The sequence below is a fragment of the Streptomyces sp. NPDC048506 genome (genome assembly GCF_040651315.1).
Classification (GTDB): Bacteria; Actinomycetota; Actinomycetes; order Streptomycetales; family Streptomycetaceae; genus Streptomyces.
On sequence record NZ_JBEZIX010000021.1, the window covers coordinates 45,358 to 61,849 of the forward strand.

Below are 16,492 nucleotides of genomic sequence, written 5' to 3' on the forward strand. Positions count from 1 at the left end.
CGTCAGCCCTTCTTCCTCTGCCAGTCCGTGCCCCAGCCGGTCGGCTGCGGCTCGCCCGGTCGCGCCCCGGTCGGCGGCGGTGCCTGGCGGGGGCGGCCGTTCGGGGCGGGACCGGGCCGTGCCGGTACGGTGTCGTCGTCGTGCGCGTGGTACTCCACGGACCCCGCCGTCAGCCGCATGAACGCCTCCTCCAGGGAGGCCTGCTGGGGGCTCAGCTCGTGCAGGACCAGGTCATGGGCCGCGGCCAGTTCGCCCAGGCGCTCCGCGGACACCCCGTCGATCTCCAACGATCCGTTGCCGACCGCCACCGCGTGGATGCCCTCTCCGCTCAGCGCGTCGCGCAGCTTCTCCTGCTCGGGGGAGCGCATCCGGACGTACGACCGCGAGTTCCGGTGGATGAAGTCCTTCATCGACGTGTCCGCCATCAGCCGGCCCTGACCGATCACCACCAGGTGGTCGGCGGTCAGCGCCATCTCGCTCATCAGGTGGGAGGAGACGAAGACGGTACGTCCCTGGGCGGCCAGGTTCCGCATCAGGTTGCGGATCCAGTGGATGCCTTCGGGGTCGAGGCCGTTGACCGGCTCGTCGAAGAGCAGGACCTGGGGGTCGCCGAGGAGGGCGGCGGCGATGCCGAGCCGCTGGCTCATGCCGAGGGAGAAGCCCTTGGCGCGTTTCCGGGCGACCGCGGTGAGCCCCACGGTGTGCAGGACCTCGGCGACCCGGCCGTGCGGGATGCCGTTGCTCTGCGCCAGGCAGAGGAGGTGGTTGGCGGCGGTCCGTCCGCCGTGCACCGCCTTCGCCTCCAGCAGTGCGCCGACGCACCGGAGCGGGTCGTGCAACTGGTGGTAGTGCCGGCCGTTGATCCGGACCGTTCCGGAGGTCGGGTTGTCCAGGTCGAGCATCATCCGCATGGTCGTCGACTTGCCCGCGCCGTTGGGGCCGAGGAAGCCGGTGACGATGCCGGGCCGCACCGTGAAGGTGAGGTGGTCGACGGCGACCTTGTCGCCGTAATGCTTGGTCAGACCGTCGAGCTCGATCATGTACGGCACGCTAGGTGCGGGCCATGGGCCGTGCCACCGGGGCGGGGCCGCCCGGTTGACCTCCGTACGACCGCGCCCCCGTACCGCCGCGGAGTGCGGTACGGGGGCGCGGTCGTACGGAGGTGAAACCTTCCGACGGCTCAGCGGGTCTGCTGGGCCGGGACGCCGCGGGAGATGGTCTCCTCGTCGCCGGGGGCGCCGGCCGCAGCCACCGCCGCGCCGGTCAGCGTCGCCAGCATCTCGCGGACGTTGGTCAGCTGCGCGTTGATCGAGTCGCGACGGTTGGTCAGTGCCGCCAGCTCGCGCTCGGATTCGCTGCGGATACGATCCGCCTTGGCGTTGGCGTCCGCCACGATGTCCTCGGCCTGGCGCTGCGCGGTCTCCACCGTCTGGCGGGCCCGGCGCTCGGCGTCCGTACGCAGCTTCTCGGCCTCCAGGCGGAGCTGCTCGGCGCGGTGCTCGATCTCCGCGAGCCGCTTCTCGGCCTTGGCCTGGCGGGAGGCGAGGTCGCGCTCGGACTGCTCGCGGCGCTTGGCGAGGTTGGTCTCGAAGTCGGCGGCGGCCTGGGCGGCCTTGGCACGGGTCTCCTCGAAGAGGGAGTCCGCCTCCTCACGCTTGGACTGCGCGTCCTTCTGGGCCTCGGCCCGCAGCGTGGACGCCTCGCCCTTGGCCTTCTCGACGATCCGGGCGCCCTCGTCCTCCGCCTTCGCCTTGCGCTCGGCGGCGAACGTCTCCGCGTCGTTGCGGACCTGCTGGGCGGCCGACTCGGCCAGCTCACGGTGCTGCTCGGCGGCCCGGCGGGCCTCCTCACGCAGGTCCTTGGCCTCCTCCTCGGCGAGCCGGAGGATCTTCTCGACCCGCGCTCCGAGGCCTGCGTAGGACGGTTCGGCGTCATTGACCTGCGCCTGGGCGTTCTGCGTTTCGAGGTGCAGCTCCTCGATCCGCTTTTCCAGCGACGTGATGCGGGCCAGCGCGCTGTCGCGGTCGGCGACGAGCTTCGTGATGCGGTCGTCCACCTGACCGCGGTCGTACCCACGCCGCACGAGCTCGAAGCCGAAGGGGGAGGAAGTGTCGCTCATGGGGTTCCTGTCGAAGAGACCGGTGAGGTGATAAGGAGAATCCTAGGGGTCATAACGGCGTGTCATCGAGTCATTGCCCGTTTGATCTGGAGAATGACCCCTCATTTGAGTGGCTACCCTTCAGAGGACTTGCCACTCGAACGAGTTGCACCGGCTCCCGCGCCCGCTTTCACCCCGTTGGTCTTGCCTTCTGCGCCCCCACCGGGTGCCTCGAACGATTCCAGGGCTTCCAGAACGTCCTGAACGCGGGAGATTTCGGTGTTGATGTCCTCCCGCCTGCGCACCAGGACCTCCAGCTCCCTCTTGCCCTCCTCCACGATCCGGGCGGCCTCCGCCTCGGCCTCGCCGCGCTTCCGCTCCGCGTCGCGCACCGCCTCGGCCTTCTTGTTCTCGGCCTCCTTGATCAGGCCCTCGGCCTTCTTGACCGCCGCGATCCGAACCTTGCTCGCCTCACTGTTCGCGTCCGCCACCATCCGGTCGGCCTTCTCCTCGGCCGCCACCTGCTGCGCGGTGGCCTGCGCGATGAGCTTGTCGACCCGCTCGCCGGCGTTCTTCATCGCCTCCGCGGACTCCCGGCGGGCCCGCTCGTGCAGCTCCTCGACCTCGGACTCGATGCGCTGGCGCAGCTCCTCGGCGCGCTCCCGGATGGCGGTGGCGTCCCCACGGGCCTCCTCCAGCAGCGAGTTCGCGTCCGTACGGGCCTTCTCGACCCGGGCGTTGCCGTCGGCGGTGGCCTCCGCGACGATCCGATCGGCCTCCTTGCGGGCCGCCCCGACCATCGTGTCGGCCTGCTCCTCGGCGTTGGTGGCCGCCTTGAGGGCCTCCTCCTGGGCCTTGGCGATGAGCTGGTCGGCCTGCTCCGCGGCGTCCCCGCGGCGCTTGGCGGCGTCCTTGCGGGCCTCGTCCAGCAGCCGGTCCGTCTCCTCCTGGGCGTCGGTACGGGTCCGCTCGGCGGCGGCCTCGGCGTCCTCCTTGATCTTCGAGGACTCGTTGCGGGTGCGGCCCGCGTGCTCCTGTGCGGCGGTGACCGTCTCGGCCGCCTCGGCCCGCAGCCGGTCCGCCTCCGCGGTGGCCTTCGCGATCATCCGGTCCGCCTGCTCGCGGGCGTCGGCCCGGGTGCGGTCCGCCTCCCGCTCGGCCTCCGTGGTGGTCTCGGCCGCCTCGTTGCGCAGCCGCTCCGCCTCGGTCGCGGCCTCCGAGACCAGCTCGTCGGCCTGCTGAGCGGCGTCCGAACGGGTCTTGTTGGCCGCCGTGCGCGCCTCGTCGCTGGTCTGCTCGGCGTCCTTGCGCGCGCTCTCCAGCACCTCGGCCGCCTCGGCCCGCAGCCGCTCGGCGGCGTCGGTGGCCTCCGACATCAGCGCCCGGGCCTGCTGCTCGCCCTCGGCGCGCAGCCGCTCGGCGGTCTCCCGGCCCTCGGCGACCGTACGGTCCGCGTCGTCCTGCGCCGAGGAGGTCAGCTCGGTGGCCTCGTTGACGATCCGTTCGGCCTCCGCGCGGGCCTCGGAGACCAACCGGTCGGCCTGCTCCGCGGCGTCCGAACGCATGCGGTTGGCGTCGTCGCGCGCCTCGGCACGGCTCCGGGCCGCGTCCTGCTCGGCGGACGCCAGCGCATCGGAGGCGTCCGTCCGCAGCTGCTGCGCCTTCGCCGTGGCGTCCGTGACCAGCTTGTCGGCCTGGGCGGTCGCCTCCGACACCAGCCGGTCGGCCTGCTCGGCGGCCTCGGTCCGCGCCCCGTTGGCGTCCCGGCGCGCCTCGTCCAGCAGCCCGGCCGCCTCGTTGCGCAGCCGCTCCGCCTCCTCGATGGCCTCCGAAACCGTCCGCTCGGCAAGGGAGTTCGCGGCCTGCGACGCCTCCTGCGCCTCGCGCCGGATCCGCGCCGCGTCCTCCGAGGCACGCTCCCGCTCGTCGTAGGCGTCCTTGCGGACCCGGTCCGCCTCCTCCTGCGCCTCCGACTTCGTCCGCTCGGCCGCGTGCTCGGCCGCCGACCGCAGCCCGGCGATCTCCTCGCCGGCCTGCTCGTGCAGCCCCGCGACCGAGTCCCGGACCTGTTGCGCGGTCTGCTCGGCCGCCGCCACCAGCTCGCCGGCGCGCCGGTCCGCCTCCTCGACCAGCCGCTCGGCCTCGGTCTGCGCCTCGCTCACCCGCGTACGGGCAGAGGCCAGCAGCTCGTCGCTCTGCTCGCGCGCCGAGGTGCGCTCCTGGTGGGCCTCCTCGCGGGCCTCGCCCAGCAGCTGCTCGGCCTCCCGGCGCCGCCGCGCGGCCTCCTCCTGGGCCTCGGCCAACGCCTGCGCGGCCTCGGTACCCGTGCGCTCCGCGGCGGCCGCCGCCTCCGCGCGCACCCGGTCGGCGGTCTCCTGCGCCTCCGTCTTCAGCCGCTCCGCCTCGGCCGCCGCCTCACCGCGCAGCCGTACCGCGACCGACTCGCCCTCGGAACGGGCCGTCGAGGCATCCGCCGACGCCTCCGCACGGAGCCGCTCGGCCTCCTCCTCGGCCTCCTGCTGGAGCGCCCGGCGCCGCTCGGTGGCCTCGGCCTTGAGCCGGGCCGCCTCCTCCTGGGTCTCCCGGCGCAGCCGCTCCGCCTCCGCGCGGGCCTCGCGCAGCGACTCCTCGGCCGCGGTGACCCTGGTCTCCGCCTCGCCGCGCAGCCGGTCCAGCTCCGCCCGCGCCTCGGCGCGACGCTCCTCCGCGGCCTCCTCGGCCTCCGCACGCAGCCGCGCGGCGGCCTGCTCGGCCTCGGTGGTGACCAACTCGGCGGCCTCGGCGCCCTCGGTCAGCAGCTGTTCGGCTTCCTTGCGGGACCGCTCCAGCGCCTCTTCGGCCTGCCGACGCAGCGCCGAGGCCCGCTCGATGGCCTCGGTGCGCACCCGCTCGCTCTCCGAAACCGCACCCGAACGGGTCTCCTCGGCATCGGACTTGGCCTTGACCAGCAGCTCCTCGGCGGTCCCGGCCGCCTCCTCGATCTGCTGCACCGCCTCCCGGCGGGCCTCGCTGCGGATCCGCTCGCCCTCGGCGACCGCGTCCGCGCGCAACTGCTCGGCCTCGCCGCGCAGCCGCCGTGCCTCCTCCTGGAGTTCGACGGTCTTGGCGCGGTACTCCTTGGTGTCGTCCTTCGCCGCGCCCTTGAGCTGCGCCGCGGTGTCGTGCGCCTCCTCGCGCAGCCGGTCCGCCTCGGCCTCGACCTCCCGGCGCAGCCGCTCGGCCTCCTCGGCCGCCGCCTTGGTGGTGGCCTTGGCGTCCTCCGACGCCTTGGTCAGCACCTCCTCGGCGGTACGCGCCGCCTTCGCCAGCTGTGCCGCGGAGTCCTCGGCCGCCCTCGACCGGGCGGACTCCTGCGCCTCGGAGACCAGCCGTTCGGCCTCCGTGCGGGCGTCGGCCCGCAGCTGCTCGGCCTCCGCCTTGAGCGCCTCGGCCTCCTTGGTGGCCTCGCCGACCAGCCGGGCGATCTCCGCCTTGGCGGTACGGGTGCGCTGTTCGTTCTCCGACTCGGCCGCCGACAGCCGCTTGGTGGCGCTCTGCTGCGCCTCCTCGACCAGCTTCTCCGCCTCGGAGCGCGCCTCGCGCAGCGCGGCGTCCGCCTCCTGGACCCGGGTCTCGGCGGCGCGGGTCAGCTCCGCGGCCTGCCGGCGCGCCTCCTCGGACTCGGTGCCGGCCGAGGCGCGCAGCTGCTCGGCCTGATCGGTGGCCTCCTGGGCCTGGTTGGAGGCGGCGTTCAGTAGCCGCTCGGCGTCCGTGCGCGCCCGGCGCAGCAGGGATTCCGCTTCGGTACGGGCCTCTTCGGCCTCCGTGCCGAGTCGCTGGCGGGCCTGCTCGGCCAGCCGCTGCGCCTCGGTCCGCGCGGCCGCCAGCGCCTGCTCGGCCTCCGCCCGGGACTCCTCCAGCAGCCGGCGGGCCTGCGACTCGGTACGGGCGCGCAGCTGTTCCGCCCAGGCGACGTTCTCGTTGACGTGCGATTCGACGGTCTGCCGGCGCTCGTTGAGCTCCTCGTCGAGGCGCTGGCGGCGGGCGACCGCCTCGGCGTGCAGCTCGCCCTCCAGCCGGGCCTGCCGCTCGGCCTGCTCCTGGAGCAGCCGCTGGGTCTGCGCCCGCGCCTCACGCAGCTCCCGCTCGGCGTCCGAGCGCAGCTGGTCGGCCTGGATCTGCGCATTGCGCAGCAGTTGTTCGGCCTGGTGGCTGAGGTTGTCGTAGGCAGGGCGAGTCGCGAGGTTGCGGCGCGCCTCGTGCAGCTTGGCGCGCAGCACCTCGACCTGGTAGCCGAGGTCGTCGGCGTGCTGGACGGCCTTGTCCCGCTCGGTCTTCAGCCGCTCCATCTCGGCTTCGAACTGCGAGAGGTGGTCGGCCTCAGCCCACTTACGCTCCTGGCGTTCGTTGCCCCGCACTGCGCGGTCCCATCCGTCCCCTGGTCATGGTGGCGGCCGGCTCCGGTCCTGCGGCGGTCGTCCCGTACACGTCACGTCGTACCGGTCTCGCACCCTTTGGAGCCGACCCTTCCGAAGAAATGGTGTCAGATCATCGGCAGAGTATGGACCGAGCCCCACTCCCGTACCCCGGCCGAAGCTGCACTCTACCGGCCGGGGAACGTGAAGGTCAGTGGTCCGTCGCGGAGGAGGGCGCGGCGGTGACGAGTTCGGTGAGCACGCCGTGGCAGTCCTTGGGGTGCAGGAAGGTGATCCGCGAGCCCATCGAACCGGTCCTGGGCTCGTCGTAGAGGACCCGGACGCCCTTGTCGCGGATGGCCGCCGCGTCGCCGTCGACGTCGGCCGTGCCGAAGGCGATGTGGTGCACGCCCTCACCGTTCTTGGCCAGCCATTTGGCGACCGTGGAGTCCTCCCGGGTCGGCTCCAGCAGCTGGAGGTAGGAGGCGCCGCCGTCCGAGGTTTCGTTGATCTTGAGCATGGCTTCCCGGACGCCCTGCTCCTCGTTGACCTCGGAGTGGAACACCTCGAAGCCGTACGTGGCACGGTAGAACTCGACAGTCTTGTCGAGGTCGAAACAGGCGATCCCGATGTGGTCGATACGCGTCAGCATGGCTCCAGTGCACCCCTCGCATGGCTGGTTACGCAACGTGCGCGCGATCACACCTGCTTCCCGGTGACCCGGCGGGTACCGCTCAGTACATTGACGGGAACCCTCGTTAACTTCCCTGCAAAGGAAGGCCGCATCGCATGTCTGAAACCAACGGCACCACCTCAGTGATCGTGGCAGGCGCACGCACCCCGATGGGGCGGCTCCTGGGTTCCCTGCGGACCTTCTCCGGCGCCGACCTGGGAGGCTTCGCCATCAAGGCCGCGCTGGACCGGGCGGGGATCGGCGGCGACCAGGTGCAGTACGTGATCATGGGCCAGGTGCTTCAGGCCGGGGCAGGGCAGATCCCGGCACGCCAGGCCGCCGTGAAGGCGGGCATCCCCATGAGTGTCCCCGCGCTGACCATCAACAAGGTCTGTCTCTCCGGCCTGGACGCCATCGCGCTGGCCGACCAGCTCATCCGCGCCGGCGAGTTCGACATCGTGGTCGCCGGCGGCCAGGAGTCCATGACCAACGCCCCGCACCTCCTCCCCAAGTCGCGGGAGGGCTACAAGTACGGCGCCGTCGAGATGCTCGACGCGATGGCCCACGACGGCCTCACCGACTCCTTCGAAGGCATCGCCATGGGCGAGTCGACCGAGAAGCACAACACCCGGCTGGGCATCGCCCGACCGGAGCAGGACGAGATCGCCGCGCGCTCCCACCAGCGGGCCGCCACCGCCCAGAAGAACGGGCTCTTCGAGGCCGAGATCACCCCCGTGGAGATCCCGCAGCGCAAGGGCGAGCCGGTCGTCTTCAGCAAGGACGAGGGCATCCGCGCGGAGACCACGGTGGAGTCGCTGGCCAAGCTGCGCCCGGCGTTCGCCAAGGACGGCACGATCACCGCCGGCACGTCCTCGCAGATCTCGGACGGTGCGGCCGCCGTCGTCGTCATGAGCAAGGCCAAGGCCGAGCAGTTGGGCCTGGAGTGGATCGCCGAGATCGGCGCGCACGGCAACGTCGCGGGCCCCGACAACTCGCTCCAGTCCCAGCCCTCCAACGCCATCGACCACGCGCTGGGCAAGGAGGGCCTGACGGTCGAGGATCTTGACCTGATCGAGATCAACGAGGCCTTCGCGGCGGTCGCCGTGCAGTCAATGAAGGATCTCGGGGTATCCCCGGAAAAGGTGAATGTCAACGGCGGTGCGATCGCACTGGGCCACCCCATCGGGATGTCCGGTGCCCGCATCGTGCTGCACCTGGCGCTGGAGCTGCGCCGGCGGGGCGGTGGCGTGGGTGCCGCCGCGCTGTGCGGTGGCGGTGGCCAGGGTGACGCACTGATCATTCGCGTACCGGGTAAGTAAGCGCGTCCCGGGCGGGCCGGGCGCTGACGAGTGAGCCGAAGGAGACGGGCAGCAATGGTGGACGTCCCCCAGCTGGTGGAGCAGGCCCGGGAGGGCCGGCCGAGGGCGGTGGCACGGCTGATCTCCCTCGTGGAGGGGGCGGCACCGGAGCTCCGCGAGGTGATGGCCGCGCTGGCGCCACTCACCGGCAACGCCTATGTGGTCGGCCTCACCGGCTCGCCCGGCGTAGGAAAGTCCACCACCACCTCCGCCCTGGTGACGGCGTACCGCAAGGCGGGCAAACGGGTCGGCGTGCTCGCCGTCGACCCGTCCTCGCCGTTCTCCGGCGGTGCGCTGCTCGGCGACCGGGTGCGGATGAGCGAGCACGCTTCCGACCCCGGCGTCTACATCCGCTCCATGGCCACCCGGGGTCACCTGGGCGGGCTGGCCTGGGCGGCGCCGCAGGCGATCCGCGTCCTGGACGGGGCCGGGTGCGAGGTGATCCTCGTCGAGACGGTCGGCGTCGGGCAGTCCGAGGTGGAGATCGCCTCGCAGGCGGACACCAGCGTCGTGCTGCTCGCACCGGGGATGGGCGACGGGATCCAGGCCGCCAAGGCCGGCATCCTGGAGATCGGCGACGTCTACGTCGTGAACAAGGCGGACCGGGACGGGGCGGACGCCACCGCCCGGGAGCTCAACCACATGCTGGGGCTGGGCGAGTCCCGGGCCCCGGGTGACTGGCGCCCGCCGATCGTGAAGACGGTCGCGGCCCGCGGCGAGGGCATCGGCGAGGTCGTCGAGGCCCTGGAGAAGCACCGGGCCTGGATGGAGGAGCACGGCGTGCTGGCCGAGCGCCGGCGCGCCCGGGCGGCCCACGAGGTCGAGACGATCGCGGTGACCGCGCTGCGGGCCCGGATCGGCGACCTCAGCGGTGACCGCCGGCTGGACGCCCTCGCCGAGCGCATCGTCGCCGGCGAGACGGACCCGTACCGGGCGGCGGACGAGCTGGTGGACGGCCTGACGAACGGGGGGTGAGGACCCCTCCGGGGCACGGGGGCCGCTCGCGCGGCCCCCGGCCGGTCGTCGTGCCTCAGCCGTCCGTCGTGCCTCAGTCGTCCGTGCCGTCGTTGTCGTCGTCGTCCGCGTCACGGGCCGGGGCGGCGGTCAGCGCGCCGGACTGCGGGTCGACCAGCAGTGCGTGCTCCCTGCCGTCCCTGGTGACGGTCTCGACCTCCCACACGGCCCTGGCCCGGTGGTCGCCGTCCAGCTCGACGGAGGTCACCGTGCCGTGTGCCGCGGCCTTCCGGGCGGCCCCCGCGGCGTCGGTGCGGGCGGACGACAGGGCGGCCCGCTCGCGGGCGTGATCGTCGTCGTCCCCGCGGTCGGTGTGCCGGTCCAGAACCCGTCCGGTGCGCGCGTCCAGGGTGACCTCGTGCCGGGCGCCGTCCTTGCCCAGCACGTCGGCGTCCCAGACCAGACCGGGGCGGTCCCGGTCCAGATCGAGGCCGGTCACGGTGCCGGGGACGGCCTTCAGGGCGGCGGCCGCGGCCTCGGGCGCGGTCACCCGGGCGGCGGCGGCCTCCCGGGCGTCCTCCGTGTCGCGCACCTGGCCGCGGTCGCCCCGGTCGTGGTCGCCCGCGGCCCGCGGTTGGACGCCGGCCCGTCCGCCCTGGGGGGCGTCGCCGCCGACCGCGACGGCGGTGACGGCGGTGCCGGCGATCAGCGCGGCCGCGGCGGCGGTGGCGATGACGAGGTGGCGCTTCATGTGGTGTCTCCCCTGTGGTCGGCTGGCGGTGCCAGCGTGGTGCGAACGCTGTGTCCACACCGTGACCGACCGAGGCTGAAGGGAAGCTGAAGGGGCTGAAGAATCCTTCAGGTTCGGCCTGCGAAGGTACTGTCATGCGCCCACCCGACACCCACCCTCACCACCCGTCCCGCCCTGCGGGCCGCCCCTTTCGCCTGTTGATCGTGGAGGACGAGAAGCGGCTGGCCCTGTCGCTGGCCAGGGGCCTGACGGCCGAGGGGTACGCGGTCGACGTGGTGCACGACGGCCGGGAGGGGCTGCGCCGGGCGGGTGCGGGCGGCTACGACCTGGTCGTGCTCGACATCATGCTGCCGGGCATGAACGGCTACCGCGTCTGCGGGACGTTGCGCGCGGCCGGCAACGACGTGCCGATCCTGATGCTGACCGCCAAGGACGGCGAGTACGACGAGGCCGAGGGCCTGGACACCGGGGCCGACGACTACCTGACCAAGCCGTTCGCGTACGTGGTGCTGGTGGCACGGGTGAAGGCCCTGCTGCGGCGCCGCGGGCGGAGTGCGCCGCCGGTGCTCCGGGTGGGGCCGCTCGCCGTCGACCAGGGGGCCCGCCGGGTCGAGCGGGACGGTGTCGAAGTGGCGCTGACCGCCAAGGAGTTCGCCGTGCTGGAGCAACTGGCGGTGCGGCCGGGCGAGGTGGTCTCCAAGGCCGAGATCCTGGAACACGTCTGGGACTTCGCCTACGAGGGCGACGTCAACATCATCGAGGTCTATGTGAGCGCGCTGCGGCGCAAGCTCGGTGCGGAGCACATCGTGACGGTGCGCGGCGCGGGGTACCGGCTGGTGGCCGGTGGGTAGGGCGCGCCCCGGCGTGCCGGGTTCGGTACGGGCCAGGGCCGCGGCCGGGGCGACCGTGGTGGTGGCGCTGGCGCTGATCGCGGCGGGTACCGCAGTGTTGCTGGTGCTGCGGGGCAATCTCCAGGAGCAGGCGGGCTTGCAGGCGGAGGTGGCGGCGCGCGAGGTCGCCGCGCAGATCGCCACGGGGACGCCCTACGCCCGGCTCGACCTGCCGGACGGCGATGAGCATCCGGTGGTGGTCACTGACGCTCACGGCCGGGTGCTGGCGGTGGGTGACGACGTACGCGCCGTCGACGGGAAGCCGGTGCGGACGGCGCGACCGGGGAACGCCGGGCCGGTGCTCCCGGACGGCGACGACGGCGACGACCGCGTCGGCGACTGCGCAGACGACCGCCCCGACGACCGCCCCGACGAACGCCCCGACGAACGCCCCGACGACCGGGGCGGCGACCGCGGCGGCGACGAGGACGACGCGGCCGGCCCCCGGCCCGGTGAGGTCGACGACGACGTGGACCACCACGACGGGACCGCGGACGTGGACGGCACCGTGGCCGACTACCGGTTCGCGGTGGTCGGGGCGAAGGGCGGCCGGGGGGAGCGGGCCATGGTGCGGGCCGGCTCGGCGCTGGCGCCGGAGCGCGCGGCCGTCGGGTCGGTGCGCGACGCCATGCTGATCGGGCTGCCGCTGCTGCTCGTGGTGGTGGCGGCGGTGACCTGGCTGGTGACCCGGCGGGCGCTGCGGCCGGTGGAGGGGATCCGGGCGGAGATGGCGGCGATCACGGCCAGTACGGACCTGTCGCGGCGGGTGCCGGAGCCGGCGGCGCGGGACGAGATCGCCCGGCTGGCCCGTACCACCAATGAGACGCTCGGCGCGCTGGAGGCGAGCGTCGAACGGCAGCGGCGGTTCGTCGCGGACGCCTCGCACGAACTGCGCAGCCCCCTGGCGAGTCTGCGCACCCAGCTCGAAGTGGGCGTGGCGCACCCGGAGTTGCTGGACGTGCCCGGCGCGGTGGCGGACACCGTGCGGTTGCAGCGGCTGGCGGCGGATCTGCTGCTCCTGGCCCGGCTGGACGCGGGGGAACGGCCGGCCGACGCCCGTGTCGACCTGGCGGCGCTGGTGCGCGAGGAGGTCTCGCAGCGGACCGGAGACCGGGTCCCGGTGCGGCTGGCCGAGCCGGCGGGCCTGGAAGTGGCCGGGTCCCGGAGCCAGTTGGGCCGGGTGCTGGGCAATCTGCTGGACAATGCGCAGCGGCATGCGGCCTCGTCGGTGCGGGTGACCGTGGTGCGCGTGGGGGAGTGGGCGGTGCTGCGGGTCGAGGACGACGGGCCCGGGGTGCCGGAGGGCGAGCGGGAGCGGATCTTCGAGCGGTTCGTACGGCTCGACGACGCCCGGGCGCGGGACGACGGCGGGGCCGGGCTGGGGCTGGCCATCGCCCGGGACGTCGCGGTGCGGCACGGCGGTTCGCTGGCCGTACGGGAGGGACCGGTACGGGAAGGCCCGGTAGGGGAGGGCCCGGTGGGGGAAGGGCCGGTAGGCGAAGGCCCGGTAGGGGAGGGCGCAGTGGGGGAGGGCGCGGTGTTCGAGTTGCGGCTGCCGGTGGCCGGTTGAGCTGGTGCTGGTGCCGCTGGGTGCCGCGGTCCCGGTGCGGGGCCGCGGCGCGATGTCCCGTCCGGATGTCCCGTCCGGCCGATCGCGGTGAGCCAACGGGAATTCCGCCTGGCCTCGGCCGGTTGTGGCCCCGTAGGGGGCGCTCGCATCCCCTACGGGATGTGTTCGCCTGCCCCCTACGGGCCGTTGCCCCTATGGTTCGTCGCCCCTACGGTTCGTCGCCCCCTACGGTCCGTTGCCCCCTACGGTCTGCCCCATGGGCAGGGCCGGGTCAGAGGCCGCCGCGGTGGGCCCGCAGGTGCTCGGCCACCGGGGTGAGCGAGGTGCGGAGCGCTTCGAGGTCCTCGGCGGCGAAGAGGTCGATGAAGTGCTTGCGGACCGAGGCGACGTGGTGCGGGGCGACCCGGCGCATGGTGTCCCAGCCCTCGTCCGTCAGGACGGCGTAGAGGCCACGACGGTCCGACTCGCAGCTCTCGCGACGCACCAGACCGGCGTTCTCCATGCGCGTGATCTGGTGGGAGAGACGGCTCTTGGACTGCAGGGTGCTGGCTGCCAGGTCGCTCATCCGGAGCCGGTGGTCCTCGGCCTCGGAGAGGTTGACCAGGATCTCGTAGTCGTTGTTCGTCAGGCCGAACGGCTGGAGATCGCGCTCCAATTGGTGCATCAGCAGCCTGCTGACGTCCAGATGGGTGCGCCAGGCACGCTGCTCCTGGTCGGTCAGCCAGGGGGTGTCGCTGTCGGTCGTCATGGATGAATTCTATCCGTAAAAGTTGAAAAATGAATTAATTGCGCTGAGGGGTCGTCGGGTCGCGGAGGCGGTGGCCCCGCCGATCGGGCGTCGGTGTTGGTCAGACGTTCGAGGTCACCGTCCGCAGACTACCGCTCACAGCCCGAAGCGGCGCTGGAGGCTCCCGAGGTTGCCGGGTAGCTGGGGCAGTTGTGAGCCACTTTGCGGGACGTGTCCGCCCCCGCCCGGAACGCCCTCCTCCGTGACCACCGCACCGGTCGCCAGCTCCGGCATCAACTGCTCCGACGACTGCAACAGCACCGTGCCGGCGCCGACGAACTCGAACTGGTGCTCCTCGCCGGACGCCCCGCCGATTCCGGTGTGCGCCCGCAGCCCGCCCAGGAATCCCCGCAGGTACTGGTGGTCGTAGTGGTGGCACGGGGAGGGGCAGTCCGCCCAGCCGACGAGCGCCTGGGGATCCACCCGGATCGGTGGCTCCATGAAGACCACCGGGCCGTTGGAGGCGGCGACGAACGTGCCCGTCCCGATGAGGGTGAGGAAGCCCGGGATGATCGACTGCTTCAGCGACAGAGATGGCTGAAACGCGAGCAAGTTGCCCGAGCGAATCGTGAGGTTGCCCTCATCGAGATCATAGGAATTCACGTCGAAGGCGCGGTCCGCGAGCAGCATCTTTCCCTGGCCCTCGGCGACGACCCAGTCCGCGGCGTGCAGTGGCGAATGGAAACTTCCCGCGATCAGCCGGTCCAGCCGGCCGTGCCCGATGCCGTGGAAGTCGATCCGCCCGTAGTAGGCGATCATCTTCCCCTTCTGGAGGAACCACTGGCCGTTCAGGTCGACGCTGAAGGCGTAGGGATTGACGTTGTCGTTGGTGGGGAGCGAGTAGACGTCGTGGACGACGGGACCGGTCACAGCTTCTCCTCCGACGCCTGTACGTAGACGGTGCCCTGACCCGACAGCTCCAGCTGGAAGGCCTCGCCCGAGCCGCGACCGACCATGTCGCGCCAGCCGAGCGCGGTGGACAGTTTGTTGCGGACGTCGCCGCGGTGGGCCACGTAGGCCTGCGGGTCGACGTGCACCGGGCCCTGCGGCGTGATCGGCAGCTCGATGACGCCGCCGTGCGCCATCACCGCGGCCGAGCCGACGCCCTTGAGTGTGGTGGTGAACAGGCCCTGGCCGGTGACCTGGCCGCGCACCATGCCCATCACCCCGCCCTGCGCGCCCATGAACATCGTGCCCTGCTCCAGCGAACCGTCGAAGGCCAGCAGCCGGTCGGCCTCGACGTACAGCGTCTCGCCCGTCAGGTCGACGACGTGGACGTGGTGGCCGCCGTGGCCGAACATGACCGTGCCGCTGCCCTCCACCGTCATCAAGGGCGTCGCCTCGCCGGCGATCCGGCGGCCGATCATCGAGCCGATACCGCCCTGGCCGCCCTGGATGTTCGGGGTGAAGTGCACGTCGCCGCGGTAGGCGAGCATCGCCCCGCGCTGGCTGAACATCCGCTGGCCCGGCCCGATCCTGGCCTCCACCATGCGGGAGTTGAGTGCCGTGAACGGCATCAGACCTCACCGCCCACGGTGTTGCGCTCGCTGGGCTGGACGTAGACCAGGCCCTCGCCCTCGAAGCGGATCTGGAAGGCCTCGCCGGAGCCCTCCCCGAGGAAGGTGCGGAAGTTCACCCCGGACTGGAAGTGCTGCTTGAGGTCGCCGGTGTGCGCCACGTACGCGCCCGGGTCGACCTGGAGCGGGTACTGCTTGGTGACCCGCAGCACCACCGCCGGGCCGTCGGAGGTGATCGCCGCCTGCCCGCTGCCCTCGACCGTCGTCGTGAACAGGCCGTTGCCCTGCGAGGCGCCGCGCAGGCCGGTGAACGTCGTACCGGTCCGCAGCGCCGCGTCCGTGCACAGCAGATTGCTGGCCTCCACGTAGAGCTTCTCGCCGCGCAGCTCCACCAGGTTGATCTCGCTGGCGCGGTCCGCGAAGTAGCAGGTGCCGTGGCCCTTCACCTCCATCACGGCCATCTGTTCCCCCGTCAGTCGCCGGGTCACCATGCCGCGCAGGCCCTCGCCGCCGCCGGTCATCTTCTTGAACGACATCTGGCCGTCGTACGCGACCATCGCACCGTTTTTCGCCTTGACGGCGTCGCCCGTCATGTCGACGGCGAGCACCTTGCTCCCCTGGAGCCGAAACTGAGCCACGCGTCAGACGGTAGTCGGCGCGGGCCGTGCGGGGCAGTTCCTTCGACCCTGACGCCACCCCGAGATCTGCCGGAGGCCCGGCGGGGTGACCACCCTCACCTCCCCCCGGCGCGGTGCGCGCCGGAGCGGCTGTAACAATGGGACGCAGCTTGTGAACACTTGCACAAGCGCGCTCCTCGCCCGCCACCCGAACGAGGTTCCTTCCCGTGGACATCAAGACCGCCGCTGCCCTGCACCGCCTGCGCCTGGCATCCATCCCGGAGGCGATTTCCTTCCCCGCCCTGCTGATCTTCGGCACCGGCTTCCGCCTGGCCTTCGACTACGACGCCCTGGTGATGCCCCTCGGCCTGATCCACGGCCTGCTCTTCATCACCTACGTCGTGCTGCTGCTGGACGTGTGGAACCGCACCAAGTGGCCCTTCAAGCGCGTGGCCTTCTTCTTCCTGCTGGCGATCGTGCCGTTCGGCGGCCTCTACGGGGACCGGGTCCTCAAGCGCGAGGAAGAGGCCGGGGTGATCGCGGCCCGCGCCCGCCGGGAAGGGGTCGTGAACGCATGATCGTCGCCTTCTCGGTGAGCCCGCTGGGCGTCGGTGAGGACGTCGGCGCGTACGTCGCCGACGCGGTCCGGGTCGTCCGCGAGTCGGGCCTGCCCAACCGTACCGACGCGATGTTCACCTCGATCGAGGGCGAGTGGGACGAGGTCATGGACGTCGTCAAGCGCGCCGTCGCCGCCGTCGAGGCGCGCTGCGGACGGGTCTCGCTCGTCCTCAAGGCCGATATCCGCCCCGGCGTCACGGACGGACTGACGTCGAAGGTGGCGACCGTCGAGCGCCACCTCGCCGAGGGCGGTGCCGCCTGAGCC

The 16,492-nt window shown here is 72.5% G+C and carries 15 protein-coding genes; 6 read left to right on the forward strand and 9 right to left on the reverse strand.

What is annotated here, in order from left to right; genetic code table 11:
* Positions 1-2 precede the first annotated feature (2 nt).
* The 4 genes from AB0C96_RS18875 to mce form a co-directional block, all read right to left on the reverse strand.
* Entirely contained in the window at positions 3-1,040 is a 1,038-nt protein-coding gene (locus tag AB0C96_RS18875; protein ID WP_362918775.1) for an ATP-binding cassette domain-containing protein, read from the reverse strand.
* Positions 1,041-1,180: 140 nt separating this feature from the next.
* Entirely contained in the window at positions 1,181-2,119 is a 939-nt protein-coding gene (locus tag AB0C96_RS18880) for a cellulose-binding protein (RefSeq protein ID WP_362918776.1), read from the reverse strand.
* 113 nt (positions 2,120-2,232) lie between these two features.
* Positions 2,233-6,495: a polarized growth protein Scy gene (scy, locus tag AB0C96_RS18885; protein ID WP_362918777.1), complete on the reverse strand. Its 4,263-nt coding sequence runs from the start codon at positions 6,493-6,495 to the stop codon at positions 2,233-2,235.
* Positions 6,496-6,703: 208 nt separating this feature from the next.
* The gene (gene mce / locus AB0C96_RS18890) at positions 6,704-7,144 is read right to left on the reverse strand and encodes a methylmalonyl-CoA epimerase (protein WP_362918778.1); all 441 of its coding nucleotides are present in this window, start codon (positions 7,142-7,144) and stop codon (positions 6,704-6,706) included.
* Positions 7,145-7,281: 137 nt separating this feature from the next.
* Between mce and AB0C96_RS18895 the strand changes: the two genes are divergently transcribed.
* Together AB0C96_RS18895 and meaB are read left to right on the forward strand one after the other, a co-directional pair.
* On the forward strand, positions 7,282-8,484 hold the full coding sequence (locus tag AB0C96_RS18895) for an acetyl-CoA C-acetyltransferase (protein WP_362918779.1): 1,203 nt from the start codon (positions 7,282-7,284) through the stop codon (positions 8,482-8,484).
* Between the two features lie 54 nt (positions 8,485-8,538).
* A complete protein-coding gene (gene meaB / locus AB0C96_RS18900) occupies positions 8,539-9,498 on the forward strand; it encodes a methylmalonyl Co-A mutase-associated GTPase MeaB (protein WP_362918780.1) in 960 nt (319 codons plus the stop codon).
* A gap of 73 nt (positions 9,499-9,571) precedes the next feature.
* On the opposite strand, the gene AB0C96_RS18905 is transcribed toward meaB, so the two are convergent.
* Positions 9,572-10,228, reverse strand: a complete 657-nt coding sequence (locus tag AB0C96_RS18905; protein WP_362918781.1) for a PepSY domain-containing protein — start codon at positions 10,226-10,228, stop codon at positions 9,572-9,574.
* Positions 10,229-10,362: 134 nt separating this feature from the next.
* Here AB0C96_RS18905 and AB0C96_RS18910 point away from each other — a divergent pair, with 134 nt between their 5' ends.
* Together AB0C96_RS18910 and AB0C96_RS18915 are read left to right on the forward strand one after the other, a co-directional pair.
* Positions 10,363-11,079 carry a response regulator transcription factor gene (locus tag AB0C96_RS18910; RefSeq protein WP_362918782.1) on the forward strand — a complete coding sequence of 239 codons (717 nt, stop codon included), beginning with the start codon at positions 10,363-10,365 and terminating at the stop codon, positions 11,077-11,079.
* A gap of 13 nt (positions 11,080-11,092) precedes the next feature.
* Positions 11,093-12,688, forward strand: coding sequence for a HAMP domain-containing sensor histidine kinase (locus AB0C96_RS18915; protein WP_362918783.1), 1,596 nt, complete (start codon positions 11,093-11,095; stop codon positions 12,686-12,688).
* Between the two features lie 271 nt (positions 12,689-12,959).
* On the opposite strand, the gene AB0C96_RS18920 is transcribed toward AB0C96_RS18915, so the two are convergent.
* The 4 genes from AB0C96_RS18920 to AB0C96_RS18935 all read right to left on the reverse strand — a co-directional run bounded on the left by AB0C96_RS18920 (position 12,960) and on the right by AB0C96_RS18935 (position 15,630).
* A complete protein-coding gene (locus tag AB0C96_RS18920) occupies positions 12,960-13,436 on the reverse strand; it encodes a MarR family transcriptional regulator (protein ID WP_362918784.1) in 477 nt (158 codons plus the stop codon).
* 135 nt (positions 13,437-13,571) lie between these two features.
* The gene (locus tag AB0C96_RS18925) at positions 13,572-14,345 is read right to left on the reverse strand and encodes an AIM24 family protein (protein WP_362918785.1); all 774 of its coding nucleotides are present in this window, start codon (positions 14,343-14,345) and stop codon (positions 13,572-13,574) included.
* The gene (locus tag AB0C96_RS18930; RefSeq protein ID WP_362918786.1) at positions 14,342-14,992 is read right to left on the reverse strand and encodes an AIM24 family protein; all 651 of its coding nucleotides are present in this window, start codon (positions 14,990-14,992) and stop codon (positions 14,342-14,344) included. Before AB0C96_RS18930 ends, AB0C96_RS18925 begins: the two co-directional genes overlap by 4 nt.
* Positions 14,992-15,630, reverse strand: a complete 639-nt coding sequence (locus AB0C96_RS18935) for an AIM24 family protein (RefSeq protein WP_362918787.1) — start codon at positions 15,628-15,630, stop codon at positions 14,992-14,994. Before AB0C96_RS18935 ends, AB0C96_RS18930 begins: the two co-directional genes overlap by 1 nt.
* A gap of 206 nt (positions 15,631-15,836) precedes the next feature.
* Between AB0C96_RS18935 and AB0C96_RS18940 the strand changes: the two genes are divergently transcribed.
* A complete protein-coding gene (locus tag AB0C96_RS18940; protein WP_362918788.1) occupies positions 15,837-16,187 on the forward strand; it encodes a DUF3817 domain-containing protein in 351 nt (116 codons plus the stop codon).
* Complete coding sequence (locus AB0C96_RS18945) at positions 16,184-16,489, forward strand: MTH1187 family thiamine-binding protein (RefSeq protein WP_362918789.1); 306 nt, start codon at positions 16,184-16,186, stop codon at positions 16,487-16,489. The genes AB0C96_RS18940 and AB0C96_RS18945 overlap by 4 nt, the downstream gene beginning before the upstream one ends.
* Positions 16,490-16,492: the final 3 nt, after the last annotated feature.